The organism is Paraglaciecola aquimarina (assembly GCF_032464635.1).
Classification (GTDB): Bacteria; Pseudomonadota; Gammaproteobacteria; order Enterobacterales; family Alteromonadaceae; genus Paraglaciecola; species Paraglaciecola aquimarina.
The window spans coordinates 4423510-4438800 of the sequence record NZ_JAWDIO010000002.1; the positions used below are offsets into that span (position 1 = coordinate 4423510).

The window sequence follows — 15291 nt, forward strand, 5'->3', positions numbered from 1 at the left end:
ATCTACAGCGATGACTAGTAATGGTTTGAAGATTTTACATCTTGCATTACCACTATTAAAAATGTCGCTATCGGCCCCAGCAGCAATGAAATTAAAAACCAAATCAATCCTTTTCTGCCCTTCCCTTGCGCTAGACCAGCGTTAATCAATGCGAGCGTTCCCCAGCCCACAAAATACGAACCTGAAGTGATAATACTTTCCATACCTTTTGATTTCCTTAAACTAATTAATCGAACGAAACAGCCTTTTTTACCTGCTAACGTTAGATGCTAACGATAACCTGACGCATATATCTATTTAACCTGAATCCTAGATAAGCCGAACCTCTCGATAACGCTCTTTATGTGTCTAGCGACGCTGGATTATTTAGCAATAACACGATATTACGTACAACAATCCGTCTTGCTATACAGCAAAAATTTCGTTACCGAGTAACATTTAGCTGAGGTTATTTAAATAAACTGCGCAAAGCCTCAACTACATCAGATGGCTCAGAACGAGTGCGATAATCTACATCCACATAGCGCCAAGTGACAATACCATCTTGATTAATGACAAAGGTCGCTGGAATAGGCAAAATATTTCCATTGCCATTATTGATCGCATTTAGATCTAACTTTCTGTCTACGCGCATATGCTCTAACAATACCTCTGGTACTTGCCACGCCACACCATACTGCTGAGCTATACTTGCACTTTGGTCAGACAACACCTCAAAGCCTAAATCATGTATTTCACGCTTACTCAACGAATCGTCAGGCACTTCTGGACTAATAGCAACCAATTCGGCACCTAAAGCATGAATTTCTGCTAACGTTGCCTGCAATGCTCTAAGCTGCAAATTACAATATGGGCACCAACTCCCGCGATAAAACGTCAGCACCACAGGGCCGTTAGCTAATAGTTGCTGTAAAGATATTAGTTCTTTTGTTTGATTAGGTAGACAAAAACGAGGAACTTGCTTGCCCACTGCAATGGCATCAGCACCATGTTCGAATGCCTTAGATTGCAGAATAAGCTCGTCAACATTTTGCATAAACGTTGGATTACCCTGTCGGGTCTCGGCGATTTTCGCCTCTGTTTGCTGCTTTAAACTTGTCATTATTCTCTCTGGCTTAAGGATGAATCGTTAAACATACACTATTCATCTTTTTTGCTGGTTATTGGTTAAGTGACTGGTGTGTTTTGCCTGCTCTTCTAACGCCGCCATGTCATTGATGATCAATTGATTGCGCTTTTTGTCCAGGGTACCGTCTTGTTTCCACAACTGTAATTGTTTGTTTACAATTTGTCGGACTGTGCCAGACATACGCGCTAGGGTTTCATCACTTAGTCCATTGACTACATGTGGCTGCTCATCTTCTTTGCCGGTTATAAAGAACTTAATCTTGTTGATGTGCTTTAAAATAATACGGCTTAATCGTGTCGGCACAGTGTGTAACACTAAGCTACTCGCTAGCTCTTCTTTTTCTCGCATTTTTTGCGCTAAATAAGGCATGAATTGCTGATTAAAGGCTGGGTAATTCCACAACCACTGGCGCATTGTATCCAGTTTCACCGACAACAGCTTTATTGTGGTTAAGGGCGACACTATGACATCGTGCGGTTGATTGTCTAACAACACTACTAAGTCAAAACAATCTCCAGCATATAGCATATCAAGGGTAGCTTCTCGGCCTGTTTCAGCATTACATTGTTTGATTTCTACCTGACCTTCTAACACCACAAAAAAACGCTCGGTCAATAATGCCGAGTTAAAATAGTCACCTTTATGCCATTCATTCAGTTGAAACTCTTGCTGAAAATCTTCAATTAACGTAGCCGGTAAGTCAGCAAATAAATTGGCTTGTTTAACCAATACGGGACTAGCTTTGTGCGGGAGGTGTGGAGCTGGTTTGTGCATAGTAAAAGTGAATTAGCTTCTAGCCTATCGAGTAGTGGCATTTTACCTAGATGTCACCACATAGCAAAAATTTAGCGCAACTGTCACTTTTGTGACAGAAGCAAATTTTGCTCCTCCGTATTATTGCCCCACTAACTGAGCAACCTAATTTAAACCATTCATGTTAGTCGGTTTCTAGGTTGTTTTAATAGTCGAGATGTTGACTGGGCATTAACCATGAAAACGCCATAAAGCAACAGACTTTTTATAATACTTTTAACGAATTAACAGGTGATTATTATGACTAAGATTATTGGAATCGATTTAGGTACAACCAACTCATGTGTAGCAGTGATGGAAGGCGGCATAGCAAAAATCATTGAAAACGCGGAAGGCAACCGCACCACCCCATCTATTGTTGCCTATGCAAATAGCGAAACACTGGTCGGTCAACCCGCAAAACGACAAGCGGTGACCAACTCTAGCAATACATTATTTGCAATCAAGCGCTTAATAGGTCGCAAGTTTGACGACCAAGAAGTGCAGAAAGATATTAAACTGGCCCCCTACAAAATTGTCAAAGCTGACAATGGCGATGCATGGGTTGAAGTAAACGGTAAAGCGCTATCGCCGCAAGAAGTGTCGGCGCAAATTCTACGTAAACTGAAAAAAGACGCAGAAGCCTATCTAGGCGAAACCGTCACCGACGCGGTTATTACGGTCCCAGCGTATTTTAATGACTCACAACGTCAAGCCACCAAAGACGCTGGTAAAATCGCTGGCTTAAACGTAAAACGAATTATCAACGAGCCTACAGCCGCTGCCTTGGCTTATGGCGTAGACAAAAACAGCAAAGTCGACCAAAAAGTGGTGGTGTACGATTTAGGTGGTGGTACTTTTGATGTATCCATTATCGAAATATCAAACGTAGACGGCGAAAAACAATTTGAAGTACTGGCCACGAACGGCGATACCTTTTTAGGTGGTGAAGACTTTGACTTACGTTTAATTAATTACCTTACTGATGAGTTCAAAAAGGAAACGGGGATAAATTTACATCAAGACTCTCTAGCCTTACAACGCATTAAAGAGGCTGCTGAAAAAGCTAAAATTGAGTTATCTTCAGCCATGCAAACCGAGGTGAACTTACCTTACATTACGGCCGATGCAAGTGGCCCAAAACATTTAAACGTTAAAGTCACGCGAGCAAAGCTAGAGTCTTTAGTCGATGACTTAGTCACTAGCACGATCGCCCCCTGTAAACAGGCCTTAAAAGATGCTGGCGTAAGTAGTAGTGATATTAGTGACGTTATTTTAGTGGGCGGTCAAACCCGCATGCCTAAAGTGCAAGACGCGGTAAAAAGCTTCTTCGGCACAGAGCCTCGAAAGGACGTAAACCCAGATGAAGCAGTAGCAATGGGCGCAGCGATTCAGTCAGGCGTCTTGTCAGGAACAGTAGATGATGTATTGCTGCTTGATGTCACGCCATTGTCCCTAGGTATTGAAACATTGGGTGGTGTAATGACCAAGCTAATTGAGAAAAACACCACTATACCTACACGTGCTTCAGAAGTGTTTTCTACGGCAGAAGATAACCAAGCTGCGGTAACAGTACATGTGTTACAAGGTCAACGTGAAATGGCGGCAGACAACAAGTCTCTTGGGCAATTTAACTTAGCAGATATTCAGCAAGGTCCTAGAGGTTCAGTGCAAATCGAGGTCACCTTTGATATTGACGCAAACGGTATTTTAAATGTATCGGCCAAAGACAAAGCCACTGGCAAAGAACAAAGCATTCAAATTACTGCGTCAAGTGGTTTAACCGAAGACGAAATTAACCGTCTGGTGAAGGATGGTGAGCTCCATGCTTCTGAAGACAAGCGCAAACGAGAGCTAGTGGAGCAGCGCAATCAGGCGGACCAGTTAATTCATACTGTACAAACCTCGATGGCCACCTTAAACGATGAGCAACAAGCTGAGCTTAAAACACTCATTGAGCAACTAAAGATGTCTGTAAACCAAGATGACAAATCAGCGATTGAAATGCGTCAAAATGCCCTGCAACAGGCTTACACTAACATCATGCAAGCTCAACAAGCGGGACAGTCTCAAACGGGTCATCAACAACAGGCATATAATACTGACGCAAGCGCCCAAAAAAGCGCGAATGACGATATCATTGATGCAGACTTTGAAGATGTCAGTAATGGCTAATTAACAGCACTCATTATCTCGAATCGAGTCTAGACTAGATAGTTATTGACAATCTAGCGATGAGCCATCAAATCTCAAACCTCTAATAGCCACTATTAGAGGTTTTTTTATGCGCGATTAACCCCTAGGCAATACAGCAAACCCAACACCTTATACACTGCAGATTAATACCAACTTCAATAAACCAATGTTCATTCAGTGCAAACACGTCTGGTTCGCTCTAATTGCATAGTTAACCTTAATCCTAGATAAGCCGAACCTCTCAATAACGCTCTTTTACTGTCTAGCGGCGTTGGATTATTTAGCTTAAATAATACTTTCTATCCAGAACTCGGGTTAGCTATTTAATGAGATTAGCATTATTTGATCATCAAACTGTCATAACAATTACGCAATTCACTCGTACACTGCTGTAGTTAAATAACTATTGGAATGCATTTATGAGTGAATTAACTAGCGCGATCGGATCAAATAATTCAGATCGAACTTCGAATAATATTTCGCAGTGGCTAACGGTGGCGATGCTGGTTTACTTGCTTATATGTGCAGTAAGCATTATTGGTGGCGGTTTCAAAATGGCCACGGGTGGACATGCTAAGGAGCTATTTGAATTTGCCAGTAACCCCTTCGCTGGCTTAGTTATAGGCACTGTCGCAACAGCATTGATTCAATCTTCATCTACTGTTACCGCTATAATAGTTGGGCTAGTAGCTGGCGGATTACCGGTATCAGTCGCAGTACCTATGGTGATGGGCGCCAACATCGGCACTTCTATTACCAACACTATTGTCTCTTTAGGTCACGTAAAAGCTAAACAAGAGTTTTCTCGCGCCTTCTCAGCCGCAACCGTGCACGACTTTTTTAATTTGTTTTCTGTTTTAGTATTTTTACCGCTAGAAATTGCCTTTGGCTTGCTCGAAAAATTAGGCTCGATGTTGGCCAATGTAGTGTATGGCGGCAATCAAGTGTCAATCGATGGATTTAATTTTGTTAAAGCGGCTACCGCTCCAGTGGTCAATAACGTTAAATATACATTTCAATCTTTTGGCGAGCAAACGGGTGGGGTTATTTGCATCGTGTTTGGCATTGTCTTGATTTTTGTGTCTATCACCATAATGGGTAAATTACTGAAGAAACTGATGGTCGGCAAGGCAAAAAACATCATGCATTCTGCCATCGGCCGTAACCCCTTATCGGGCATATTTTCGGGGGCTATGGTCACAGTGTTAGTGCAATCGTCGTCTACTACAACCTCACTTATGGTGCCTCTTGCCGGTTCTGGGGCATTCAGTTTAAAGCAAATTTACCCCTTCACTCTAGGCGCAAATATAGGCACTTGTGTGACAGCCGTTCTCGCGGCTACAGCAGTAACAGGCAATAGCGAAGCGGCATTACAAATTGCGTTTATCCATCTGACATACAATATTCTAGGCGTAGTATTAATATATGGTTTACCATTTTTGCGCTACATTCCAGTTAATTGCGCACTTTGGATGGGGCGCAAAGCCTCTGAGAATAAAGTGTTAGCTTTGGTTTATATCTTAAGTGTTTTCTTCATTATCCCAGCTTTATGCATATTTATTTCCAACCAGTTTAATTAGCGAGCGCATAATATGACAGACGTCAAAGTGCTAAGTACAGAACGCCTGCAGGCTTTAATTGTAGACACGGAGTCCACGCTTAAGCAGCTTACAGTAGAACTAGAAAGGCGAGAGTTTTTACAACAGGCTAACGAAATTGGGCGCTTAGAAAAGCATATAACTGACGCTGAATTAAGTTTAGTTACTATACGTCAGTTTTTGGCTTACTTAATCGATGATTTGAAAGAAAAAGCCAATGACGAAAAACGAAAGTAAGGAAACAGAGGAGTGTTTCCTTATTTTTACTGAATAGTCAGTTAGTCAGTGACAAACTCTAGGCTTTAACAGACTTATGTTTGCTATGCATCAATAGCAACAACAGTAACCCCAGCAACACGACAACCGAGCCAATTGGCCAGCCATAGTCGGCAGGCAGATTGAAGCCAATAGCAGCGGTCATAATATATGAAATAGTCACACTCGTGGCGATAACCGCAGGAATACTGGTAATCCAATGAAATGCCCCGCGATCAAATAAGTATTTAGTAGCCAGCCACAAAACACTGGTTGACAGCAACATATTGGAAAACGCAAAGTAACGCCAAATAACCGAGAAATCTAACTTAGTCATGAAATATGCTATGGCCAAAATAGGCACAGCCAGTAATAAACGATTGCGAATACTCTGGCGAATACTGAAAGCATCAACTAGCGTTAATCGAAGGGATCTAAACGCGGTATCTCCAGAGGTAATTGGAAAGACGGCCACTGCAATGATGGCCATAATGCCGCCAAGTACACCTAAGTAACTACTGGCAATATGATTAACCACTAAACCTGGGCCACCAGTATCAAGCATGGCCTTAAGACCAGCATAACCTTCAGGAAATGCTGCAATCCCCGCTAAAGCCCAAACACAAGCCACCACACCTTCACAAACCATAGCACCATAATAAACGGGTCGAACATATTTTTCGTTGGTTAAACAACGCGCCATGATCGGGGCTTGCGTTGAATGAAAACCACTAATTGCCCCACAGGTAATAGTAATAAACAACAACGGCCAAGTAGGTAACCCATCTGGATTAGGCGCTAAAATATCGTGACTATGGCTGTCCTTAAAGTAAGCAAGAAAGTCATCGGCCATGGGTAAATGCGGCGCATCTATCAGCAGTGCAATTGCGATCATAGCGGTCATCACTATCATCAGTAATCCAAAAAGGGGATAAAACCGAGTAATTATTTTATCAATCGGTAACAAAGTGGCGAGAAAATAGTAACCTAATATGACCAATACCCAAAAAGTATTGTCTGCTAAAAAAGTTCCTGCAAAAACATCGAGGTGGCTTAATAAACCAGCCGGGCTCATAATAAAAACCACGCCAACAAAAAACAGCAACATAGCGGTAAACAGCAGCATAAAGCCTTTAAAAACAATATTATAATAATGGCCGGCTATTTCGGGTAAACTCTTACCGTCTTCTTTAATGCTCATGACACCCGAGAAAAAATCGTGTACCGCACCACCCAAAACATTACCAATCACTATCCAGACTAAAGCCACTGGCCCATAAAGCGCCCCTAAAATCGGACCAAAAATAGGGCCAACACCGGCAATATTTAAAAACTGAATTAAGAATGCTCTTACAGGGTGAATCGGCACATAGTCTACCCCTTCGCTAAAACGCGCTTGTGGCGTGGTGATATTCGGATCCAAGCCAGCTTGTTTTGCCACAAACGGGCTGTAAAATTTGTAACCTAAGATCAGTACGGTGATACAGATAAAAAAGATGAGCATTGATTGACTTGCCTTTCGTTAATGTATTCGTTGTGAAACAAAAAAACACCCGATTAGGATGAATATGAAATTATCGGTAACATTGCATCAGATAATAACAAAGTTACCAGTAACAAAAAATGAAAAGCAGAAAAGACTTCAAACCACTCAGTTAACTGAAATAAATGCTCGTTAACAGCAACCAATACACCTGTCTCTATTCGCCACTCGTTACTTGTTAACATAGAACGACGTTACCTACTGATGTATTGCTTTGTCCCCCCAAATTTCTTTCAAGCGTTGATCTCTACCACAGTTCCAACGGTAAAATTTATATCGTACTGGACTTTTCTTGTAAAAATCCTGATGTGCAATTTCACTGCCCTTAATTGGATAGAAAGGCGTAGCTGACAAAATAGGCGTGACGACATGTTGCTCTGGAAACTCAGCCTGCACCGCACGTTTTGATTGCTCAGCAATGGCTCGTTCTTGTTCGTTAGCCACAAAAATCGCGCTTAAGTAACTTTGACCTTTGTCACAGAATTGCCCTTGCTCATCGAACGGGTCAATATTAACCCAGTAATAATCGAGAATCTGTTGGTAACTTACTACGTCTGCATCATATGTGATTTTTACAACTTCGTAATGTCCACTGTGATCACCGTAGTAAGTCGGGTTCGTCGTTAACCCGCCGCTAAAACCTGATACCACATCGGTTACCCCTTCTAACTTTTCAAAATCAGACTCCATGCACCAAAAGCAACCGCCAGCCAACACTGTTTCGTCGGCCGACACATGGCTTGTCAGAAAAATAGCAGCGCCTAGCAATAATGACCCAAAAGACTTCATAAATATCCTTGCATAAGTAAACTAAACGACCATACAAACTGGCCGCCCTTGGTAACAGAAGAACTGAAATGCAACTTTATAATTTCAAATACTCGTTATTTAGATCCACAAGCTATAATTATCAAGAATCAATAGTTACGACTTTTTACTCATGCTGAAAATGTGCTATAAGTCTCTATATAATTGAGTCTAAGCACTTCTAGCTCGAGAGTGAGTAACACCTTCTTCTTCATTGCTCCCATTTTATAATAGGCCTAGACATACAATGAATTTAAAAAATAGTGGGATTAAAAAAGCCTTACCTATGTTAACTGTGATTTTCGTTTTATTCTCTCTGATCATGTTTTGGAGCTTTTTTACACTTAAACACATTAATTACTATCATCAACTCAACATGCGACACTTTAAGCATACGAACGAGTTGAGTGCGTTTATTTTGCCCTCTATTGATATGTTCAGCGTAAATTCCCCATACGACTTAAAGCACCTTCGACAAACTATAATTAATATTCGCAATCAACCACAAGAATGCCTATCGATAACCAATATGACTGATAGGTTGCTAATGTATTTACTTGATACGAGAGAAATTATGACTATTTGTGCTCGTGATGTACAAACTGCCAACGACACTTTAGCTGTATTAACTCAATACGAGAATGGCAATATTAGTTGGCAAGCCTTGCAAAATACACTGACTGACGCCCTTGCCAACTTTCAAAACAATTCCAATGAATTTGAATATCCGCTGGAAAAAACATCAAACTTTGTTGCCAACATAACCATCTGGTTAATTATCTTCAGCTCAATAATTGTTTTGACTGTAACAATGATGATTTCCCGCGCAGTATCGATAGTGCTGACGAAAAGAGAAGAGGCGATGGTTGCCCTTGCACAGAGCGAGGAACGCAATAGACAACTTGCTTACGTCGATACCTTAACGGGCTTACCCAATCGAAATATGCTAGAGCATACAATCAATGCTGCAATGGCCAAATCAGCGCCACAGTCTAAACAATTTGCAGTCATGTTTATTGACCTTGATCAGTTTAAAGACGTAAATGATACCCTTGGTCATACAACGGGCGACAAACTTTTGGTTGAAATAGCCAGCCGAATTTCTGCTACGGTACAAGACAAAGACTCAGTGATACGGTTTGGAGGGGATGAATTTATTGCGGTGACAGATTGCTTTGATTCAGTTGAAAAAGCCGAGCATGTCGCACGAAAAATCATTAATGCGGTCAGTAAGCCAGTTAAATTAGCCCGCTCTGAAACGTACATTACTACCAGCATTGGCATCGCTTATTATCCACAACATGGTAACAATTCGACTTTGTTATTGAAACACGCCGATACGGCTATGTACCAAGCAAAAAATGCGGGCAAAAATCAATTTCAAGTGTACGACAAGCTCCATGCCAGCATACAAAATCGAAAACTCAATTTGGTCAAACAGTTGCATCACGCCATCCGCAATGAGGAGTTTCGCTTAGTTTACCAACCGATTGTTAAACTTTCCGATGGCACGACTGTAGGAAGTGAAGCGCTTATACGCTGGACAAATAACATCAATGAAGTCATTACACCGGACGAATTTATACCTATTGCGGAAAAGTCGGGACAAATTATTGAAATTGGTAATTGGGTACTTCAACAAGCTTGTCAGCAGTGTAAAAATTGGCACGATGCAGGGGCAACGAACCACGTAATGGCCATTAACGTCTCGTCTCAACAGCTTAGAACTTGTGATTTTTCTAACAAGCTAGCAGATATTTTACAGCAGTTATCATTACCAGCCGGATGTATCCATATTGAGATTACCGAGAACATTGCCATTACCGAAGATCCTCGCAGTGTAGCAACGCTGCACGAACTATCAAAGCTAGGCGTTAAATTACTACTCGATGATTTTGGTACTGGATATTCTTGTTTAAGCTATCTTAAAGACTTGCCGTTTGACATATTAAAAATCGATAGAAGTTTTATGCCTGCTAATAATACGATTACATCAACCATTATCGCTATGGGGCACGAGTTAAATATGGAAATTATTGCTGAAGGAATAGAAAGCGATTTATGCCAGACGTTTCTGAACAATCTTGATTGTCAGTATGGTCAAGGTTACCTATTCCAAAAACCAGTACCAGCCGATGAGTTTGATATTTTTAAAACCTTCCACACCTAGCCAACAAATTATACAAAAACCAATAAATGTACACTCAGCGAGAGTTTAAGAGCACATAATCAAGACACCAACGTGAAGAAATAGTAGTGCGCTTATGAGTCTAAGCAACACCAATTATATTCGTTTAGAACTCTCCAAACCAAGTGCGCTCTAACCTCTCAAATACACCATTACTTTTAAGTGTGGCTAACGCTAAACGAATTTTCCGAATAGTGTTTGCATCGGTATTTTTGTTAGCCGCTATACCCATTTCTGTTTGCCCAGTCACAAATACTTGTTTGAAGTGACTTGATTCATATCCCAACATTTTTGCTGCGACAAAGAAACCGGTATTGTTGTTAAAGTTCAAATCGACCCGACCTAGAGTTAACATTTTAATACACTGTTCTTGTTGTTCAACAATGTAGGTTTTGTCTAGCAAAGTATCCCGCGGCGGTTTCTCGTCTAGCTTCAATCTCTTTAATGCAACATCCCCTCTTGGCAATGCGATAGAATATTGATAAACATCTTCTAAATTATTAATCACGATGTCTTCTCGATCTTTAAGCGAGAACACTCCTTCGCTAACCTCGTGAATAGTATCAACCCAGGTAAATAATTTTTCTCGTTCAGGCGTTCTGGCCATAGTAAACACTATGCTATTGGCTTCTTGGGCGACTAAATCGAGTGCTCTAACCCAAGGTACAGCAATATATTCAACCTCTAGATCGGTAAGTTTGACTATTTCTTTAAACAGCTCGACAGAAAATCCTGTATGTCCATTATTCTCGTCTAGGATTTGAAAAGGCGGATACTCTGCTATATACACGTCTAGCTCAGCTCCCTTTGCGGAGAAAGCATACAAACATACAATACAGAACAGAATAATTCTCAAAGTGCTACTTCACGTGTAACAGTTGTTGGCAGTTTATTTAAGCACATTATATATTTAAATACACATAACTATAAACGCTAAATTAAATTTGCCACACCGAACAATCAGCATAAAAAACTGAGTTGGTATCGTGTAAACTTATCAGAGTATATCCTTAAATACCGTTATTGCGGGCGTCCCAGCTTTCAGAGGAAGATAAACATGCCAAACTTTGTAATTGAATATAGTGAATCACTCACCCAACAAGTCGATCCAAACATTCTCATGGATAAAGTATTTGAAGGGGCAAAAGCCAGTGGTCATTTCCCACCCGAAGCAATTAAAGTTCGCATAGAACCTCGGCCAAATTTTCGTTTGCACGATATTTATCAAGATTTCCTACACGTGTCAGCGCACATATTAAGTGGCCGCACAGATGAGCAAAAAATAGAGATATCAAATGCAGTACTCGAACCGCTAAAAACCTTGAACTTAAGCAGCGCATTTGTGTCGGTTGAAGTGGTAGATATTCATCGCCCAAGCTTTGTCGACTTTAGTTTTAGGCCATAATCCAATAATGATTTGTTAGTTAACCTGAATCCTGGCTAAGCCGAACCTCTCGATAACGACACTTCTTATCCGAAATTCTGGTTATCTAACAACAGGCTCCATTGCATTTCTGCCTTCACGAGCCATTAAAAGACAGAACTTGATTGAAATTCCTCTGGCGCAATCGCCCGAGGCATTTGATGTAGTGGCCGCTTGGCACCCTCGCTACAATAACAACGCTTTGCAAAAATGGGTTTTATCTACACTCCAAGCCACTGACGGTATGTCTTAACAAAGTGAGATATGCAAAAAAATTTACTCACATTTCTGCGCTATATCTGGAAGCTCTAGTCCACAGTTAGCTGTATGACGCCCTATTGCAATATTAGCGGCATTGATTTCAAGCAAAGATCCCACAAGTGGTGGCTATTTTTGATTTTCAACAGTACCGAAAATCTCATCGATATCCGGCTAACAACCGTTAAACCTTCTATACTTTAGGCTTGATCAAACCTGATCAATAAAACCACTCATTGGAGAATAATCATGGAGAATTCAAATAAATTGTTATTCGTCATTGGTATGTTAACTTTGCTAGCAGTTGCTTTTTCACACCTTAGCCTAAAAACTGCAATTGAAGCCCAAACCGGAGGTGAGTTACTGACAGCAAGCGGCCCTACTATTACCATGTCTGGCAGAGGGGATGAAATAACCTTTACATCTGGGGGCGGTAATTGCACTTCAACCTCACCTATTATTAAGGCCGAAGCGAGTATAGTCGGCGGAGCAGCAGGAAGTAGTATTACAGTAAAAGCAAAGTGTGCTTTAAGTGACTGGTCTGCAACGACTACCTCTACAGATACCGGCGGTGCTGCAGTCTATTCATCAAATACGGCAGTAGGGGGTAACGGTGCAGCGAGCTGTACCCCCAAATACGCTGGCCGAGGGGCGCCAGATTCTGTGTGGACAGCAGTTTGTAGTTTCTGAATCGGTCAATAATGACGCAGAGCACAATCCAAACCTATGGTGTCTAAACCAGATTGCTAGAATAAAAAAATGCCAGTCAACTTAGCTGACTGGCATTTTTTATTGATGACTGTACAAAACGAGTAAAACCGATACTCGTTCTAGAGTCTAAGCTTTACTTAGAACTTATAGCTGACACCCATTTCAAATGAACGTTCTGGCCCTACATATATACCTTGACGTAAGCCCGTAATATAACGTTTGTCAGTCAAGTTTTTAACCGCGCCAAATAAACGTAAATTTTTAGCTAGCGTATATTCGGCGGTCAAATCAAGTAGCGTATAAGCAGGTATTATCCCACCCCAAATTCCACCTGCGGCGCCTGTTGGGATCACCTCAGTATTACCCGCATCACCAAATTGTTCTCCTTGGTGATGAATGGTAAACGCAGTATTTAAACTCTCATGTTGATAGTTTAGAGAGACGTTAGCAATAATTTTAGGCGCGTAAGGCAAGCGGTTACCTACGTTATCACCGCTTTTAAATTCTGAAATAGGTACCCAAGTGGCGTTGCTGTCAATTCTAACATCACCGCTAAGCTGGTAACCCAACATAAACTCCATGCCTCGATGCTCTGTTCTACCTGCATTTGACTGCGACAGATTTGGATCACTATTACCCGTTACTACCTGATTGCTAAAGTTCATTGCAAAAGCCGCGACTTCGTAATTGACGTCACCTTTATGACTACGTACACCAAATTCAAAGTTTGTTGAGTTTTCACCTTCGAGTTGTTGATCTGTCAATCCATCCAACGCAACCCCATTGCTGGCCGGAGAAAATGCACGATACACACCACCATAAACTTGTGTGGTTGGATCTAGGGTGTAGGTAGCACCCACACCTGCAGTAACAACTCGGTATTGCTCGTTTTAGCGGTATTATTGTTATCCGTTAATATCACACGAGTTTGTTCGTAAGACTCAACACGTAAACCCGGTGTAATCGCAAATTTATTTGTTAATTCAATACGGGTTTGGCCATGGGCTGCATAACTATCTGCAGAATCAACACGATGGCGATCGTTGGCACCGGTGCGATCAGCACTACGTGTTGCACGAATACGCGTATCGTTTGACTCTTCTTGCATGAAGCGCACACCAAATTCACTATTTGCAGACAACCCAAACAACTGATGGTCTAGCGTTAATCGAGTCTCTATGCCAACTCGATCAAAAGTACGGTTATTGCCCGTTAGAGAATCGGTGTAAACCCATCGCCCTGCGTCATTTGAAGCATCGGTATCAACACTATAACGCCAATAATCACGGGTAACTTCACTCCAATATACTAGGGTTTTTAAGGTAGCTTGGTTAGAAAACGTGACCTCATGATTAATATCAAATGCGGTACGATCCGTTAAGAATTTATCGTCTGGTGCTGGATTGTAATCGGCACCTGCCAAATAATCATCATGTAATAAGCCACGATAAGAAATATTTGCGTCATTTTCATAACGAGATATTTTAATTCCCAGTTTTTGGTCGTTACTCAAAATGACGCCGGCTTTCGCCATAACATCAGTCATTTCGTAGCCTTTATCCATAAAACCATCGCTTTTAGCATGTGTGGCAACGACACCAGCAAAAGCATCGCCCGAGGTGTTTTTACCACCAGCTTCGAGACTAACTTCTTGCATGTTGAACGAGCCAACTCGACCGGTGAGCATTACCCCATCGTCTGGCGTTTTAGTTTGATAGTTGACCACGCCGCCAATAGTAGAAGGTCCATAACGCAATGAAGATGAGCCTTTTAGCACTTCAACTCGCTCGATACGCTGAATGCGAGGGTTAAAGTAACGGTCGTTCCCGATAAATAAACCAGACGCCACTGGCACACCATCTTCTAGCATCAAAGACTTTGATTCGCTAGCCGACAAACCACGAATACCAAAGTTTGCCACAATAGCAGTTTCTTCTTCGCTTTTGGTATTCACACCAGTAATACGACGTAGAATATCTTCGGTCGACAAAGGTTGAATCTTTTCGATTTGTTGGCGTTCGATAACAACAACAGAGCCTGTGTGCTCTAAAATCACCGAATTGGCATCACCGACTACCTGAATAACCTCCATAGTAGGCATGATTTTTTTATCGTTATTCTCAACCGATTCGATCGGCTGCTGGGCTGCACTATTTAGTGATACTAAGGCTAACGTAATCGCTATCGATAGAGAAGATTGTCTCATTCGCATTTTAAAAACTCACATCAAATTAGGTTAATTTTAGAAGTGGCGGGATTAAAGCATTAATTCTAATGAGAATCAATCTTGTTAAGGTTTGATATTATACTTATCTTGAATAAAGGATTATTGCTTAGTGTGTTGTCAATCCCCTTATTGTCTTGCCAAAAACTATCTTAATATACCTACCG

The 15291-nt window shown here is 41.3% G+C and carries 16 protein-coding genes; 7 read left to right on the forward strand and 9 right to left on the reverse strand.

The window, feature by feature from the left end:
* Positions 1-14 precede the first annotated feature (14 nt).
* The 3 genes from RS130_RS21950 to RS130_RS21960 form a co-directional block, all read right to left on the reverse strand.
* On the reverse strand, positions 15-203 hold the full coding sequence (locus RS130_RS21950; protein ID WP_316027689.1) for an antitermination protein NusB: 189 nt from the start codon (positions 201-203) through the stop codon (positions 15-17).
* Positions 204-448: 245 nt separating this feature from the next.
* Entirely contained in the window at positions 449-1102 is a 654-nt protein-coding gene (locus RS130_RS21955) for a peroxiredoxin-like family protein (protein WP_316027690.1), read from the reverse strand.
* Positions 1103-1144: 42 nt separating this feature from the next.
* Entirely contained in the window at positions 1145-1903 is a 759-nt protein-coding gene (locus RS130_RS21960; RefSeq protein ID WP_316027691.1) for a Crp/Fnr family transcriptional regulator, read from the reverse strand.
* 279 nt (positions 1904-2182) lie between these two features.
* Here RS130_RS21960 and dnaK point away from each other — a divergent pair, with 279 nt between their 5' ends.
* The 3 genes from dnaK to RS130_RS21975 all read left to right on the forward strand — a co-directional run bounded on the left by dnaK (position 2183) and on the right by RS130_RS21975 (position 5952).
* A complete protein-coding gene (gene dnaK, locus RS130_RS21965) occupies positions 2183-4096 on the forward strand; it encodes a molecular chaperone DnaK (protein WP_316027692.1) in 1914 nt (637 codons plus the stop codon).
* A 440-nt stretch (positions 4097-4536) separates the two neighbouring features.
* Entirely contained in the window at positions 4537-5697 is a 1161-nt protein-coding gene (locus tag RS130_RS21970; protein WP_316027693.1) for a Na/Pi symporter, read from the forward strand.
* A gap of 12 nt (positions 5698-5709) precedes the next feature.
* A complete protein-coding gene (locus tag RS130_RS21975; RefSeq protein ID WP_316027694.1) occupies positions 5710-5952 on the forward strand; it encodes a hypothetical protein in 243 nt (80 codons plus the stop codon).
* 58 nt (positions 5953-6010) lie between these two features.
* Here the strand turns inward: RS130_RS21975 and RS130_RS21980 are convergent, their stop codons facing one another.
* From RS130_RS21980 to msrA, 3 genes are read right to left on the reverse strand one after another with little or no spacing between them, the layout of a single operon-like run.
* Positions 6011-7474, reverse strand: a complete 1464-nt coding sequence (locus RS130_RS21980) for a carbon starvation CstA family protein (protein WP_316027695.1) — start codon at positions 7472-7474, stop codon at positions 6011-6013.
* A 53-nt stretch (positions 7475-7527) separates the two neighbouring features.
* Positions 7528-7698 (reverse strand): hypothetical protein, encoded by a 171-nt coding sequence (locus RS130_RS21985; RefSeq protein ID WP_316027696.1) that lies wholly within the window; start codon positions 7696-7698, stop codon positions 7528-7530.
* A gap of 13 nt (positions 7699-7711) precedes the next feature.
* Positions 7712-8302 (reverse strand): peptide-methionine (S)-S-oxide reductase MsrA, encoded by a 591-nt coding sequence (gene msrA, locus RS130_RS21990; protein WP_316027697.1) that lies wholly within the window; start codon positions 8300-8302, stop codon positions 7712-7714.
* A 265-nt stretch (positions 8303-8567) separates the two neighbouring features.
* Between msrA and RS130_RS21995 the strand changes: the two genes are divergently transcribed.
* Positions 8568-10490, forward strand: coding sequence for a putative bifunctional diguanylate cyclase/phosphodiesterase (locus RS130_RS21995; RefSeq protein WP_316027698.1), 1923 nt, complete (start codon positions 8568-8570; stop codon positions 10488-10490).
* Between the two features lie 124 nt (positions 10491-10614).
* Here the strand turns inward: RS130_RS21995 and RS130_RS22000 are convergent, their stop codons facing one another.
* Positions 10615-11364 carry a substrate-binding periplasmic protein gene (locus tag RS130_RS22000; RefSeq protein ID WP_316027699.1) on the reverse strand — a complete coding sequence of 250 codons (750 nt, stop codon included), beginning with the start codon at positions 11362-11364 and terminating at the stop codon, positions 10615-10617.
* A gap of 201 nt (positions 11365-11565) precedes the next feature.
* On the opposite strand from RS130_RS22000, the gene RS130_RS22005 reads away from it, so the two are divergent.
* The 3 genes from RS130_RS22005 (at position 11566) to RS130_RS22015 (ending at position 12879) form a co-directional block, all read left to right on the forward strand.
* The gene (locus RS130_RS22005) at positions 11566-11913 is read left to right on the forward strand and encodes a 5-carboxymethyl-2-hydroxymuconate Delta-isomerase (RefSeq protein WP_316027700.1); all 348 of its coding nucleotides are present in this window, start codon (positions 11566-11568) and stop codon (positions 11911-11913) included.
* A 139-nt stretch (positions 11914-12052) separates the two neighbouring features.
* Positions 12053-12184: a hypothetical protein gene (locus RS130_RS22010; protein WP_316027701.1), complete on the forward strand. Its 132-nt coding sequence runs from the start codon at positions 12053-12055 to the stop codon at positions 12182-12184.
* A gap of 254 nt (positions 12185-12438) precedes the next feature.
* Positions 12439-12879 carry a hypothetical protein gene (locus tag RS130_RS22015; RefSeq protein ID WP_316027702.1) on the forward strand — a complete coding sequence of 147 codons (441 nt, stop codon included), beginning with the start codon at positions 12439-12441 and terminating at the stop codon, positions 12877-12879.
* Positions 12880-13037: 158 nt separating this feature from the next.
* On the opposite strand, the gene RS130_RS22020 is transcribed toward RS130_RS22015, so the two are convergent.
* Together RS130_RS22020 and RS130_RS22025 are read right to left on the reverse strand one after the other, a co-directional pair.
* Positions 13038-13760 (reverse strand): TonB-dependent receptor domain-containing protein, encoded by a 723-nt coding sequence (locus tag RS130_RS22020; RefSeq protein ID WP_316027703.1) that lies wholly within the window; start codon positions 13758-13760, stop codon positions 13038-13040.
* Positions 13739-15106 carry a TonB-dependent receptor family protein gene (locus tag RS130_RS22025; protein ID WP_316027704.1) on the reverse strand — a complete coding sequence of 456 codons (1368 nt, stop codon included), beginning with the start codon at positions 15104-15106 and terminating at the stop codon, positions 13739-13741. The genes RS130_RS22020 and RS130_RS22025 overlap by 22 nt, the downstream gene beginning before the upstream one ends.
* Between the last annotated feature and the right edge of the window lie 185 nt (positions 15107-15291).

Excerpts from the sequence above, each read along its gene's own strand:
- RS130_RS21950 (WP_316027689.1), bottom strand. The coding sequence starts at position 203 with ATGGAAAGTATTATCACTTCAGGTTCGTATTTTGTGGGCTGGGGAACG.
- RS130_RS21955 (WP_316027690.1), bottom strand. The coding sequence starts at position 1,102 with ATGACAAGTTTAAAGCAGCAAACAGAGGCGAAAATCGCCGAGACCCGA.
- RS130_RS21960 (WP_316027691.1), bottom strand. The coding sequence starts at position 1,903 with ATGCACAAACCAGCTCCACACCTCCCGCACAAAGCTAGTCCCGTATTG.
- dnaK (WP_316027692.1), top strand. The coding sequence starts at position 2,183 with ATGACTAAGATTATTGGAATCGATTTAGGTACAACCAACTCATGTGTA.
- RS130_RS21970 (WP_316027693.1), top strand. The coding sequence starts at position 4,537 with ATGAGTGAATTAACTAGCGCGATCGGATCAAATAATTCAGATCGAACT.
- RS130_RS21975 (WP_316027694.1), top strand. The coding sequence starts at position 5,710 with ATGACAGACGTCAAAGTGCTAAGTACAGAACGCCTGCAGGCTTTAATT.
- RS130_RS21980 (WP_316027695.1), bottom strand. The coding sequence starts at position 7,474 with ATGCTCATCTTTTTTATCTGTATCACCGTACTGATCTTAGGTTACAAA.
- RS130_RS21985 (WP_316027696.1), bottom strand. The coding sequence starts at position 7,698 with ATGTTAACAAGTAACGAGTGGCGAATAGAGACAGGTGTATTGGTTGCT.
- msrA (WP_316027697.1), bottom strand. The coding sequence starts at position 8,302 with ATGAAGTCTTTTGGGTCATTATTGCTAGGCGCTGCTATTTTTCTGACA.
- RS130_RS21995 (WP_316027698.1), top strand. The coding sequence starts at position 8,568 with ATGAATTTAAAAAATAGTGGGATTAAAAAAGCCTTACCTATGTTAACT.
- RS130_RS22005 (WP_316027700.1), top strand. The coding sequence starts at position 11,566 with ATGCCAAACTTTGTAATTGAATATAGTGAATCACTCACCCAACAAGTC.
- RS130_RS22015 (WP_316027702.1), top strand. The coding sequence starts at position 12,439 with ATGGAGAATTCAAATAAATTGTTATTCGTCATTGGTATGTTAACTTTG.
- RS130_RS22025 (WP_316027704.1), bottom strand. The coding sequence starts at position 15,106 with ATGAGACAATCTTCTCTATCGATAGCGATTACGTTAGCCTTAGTATCA.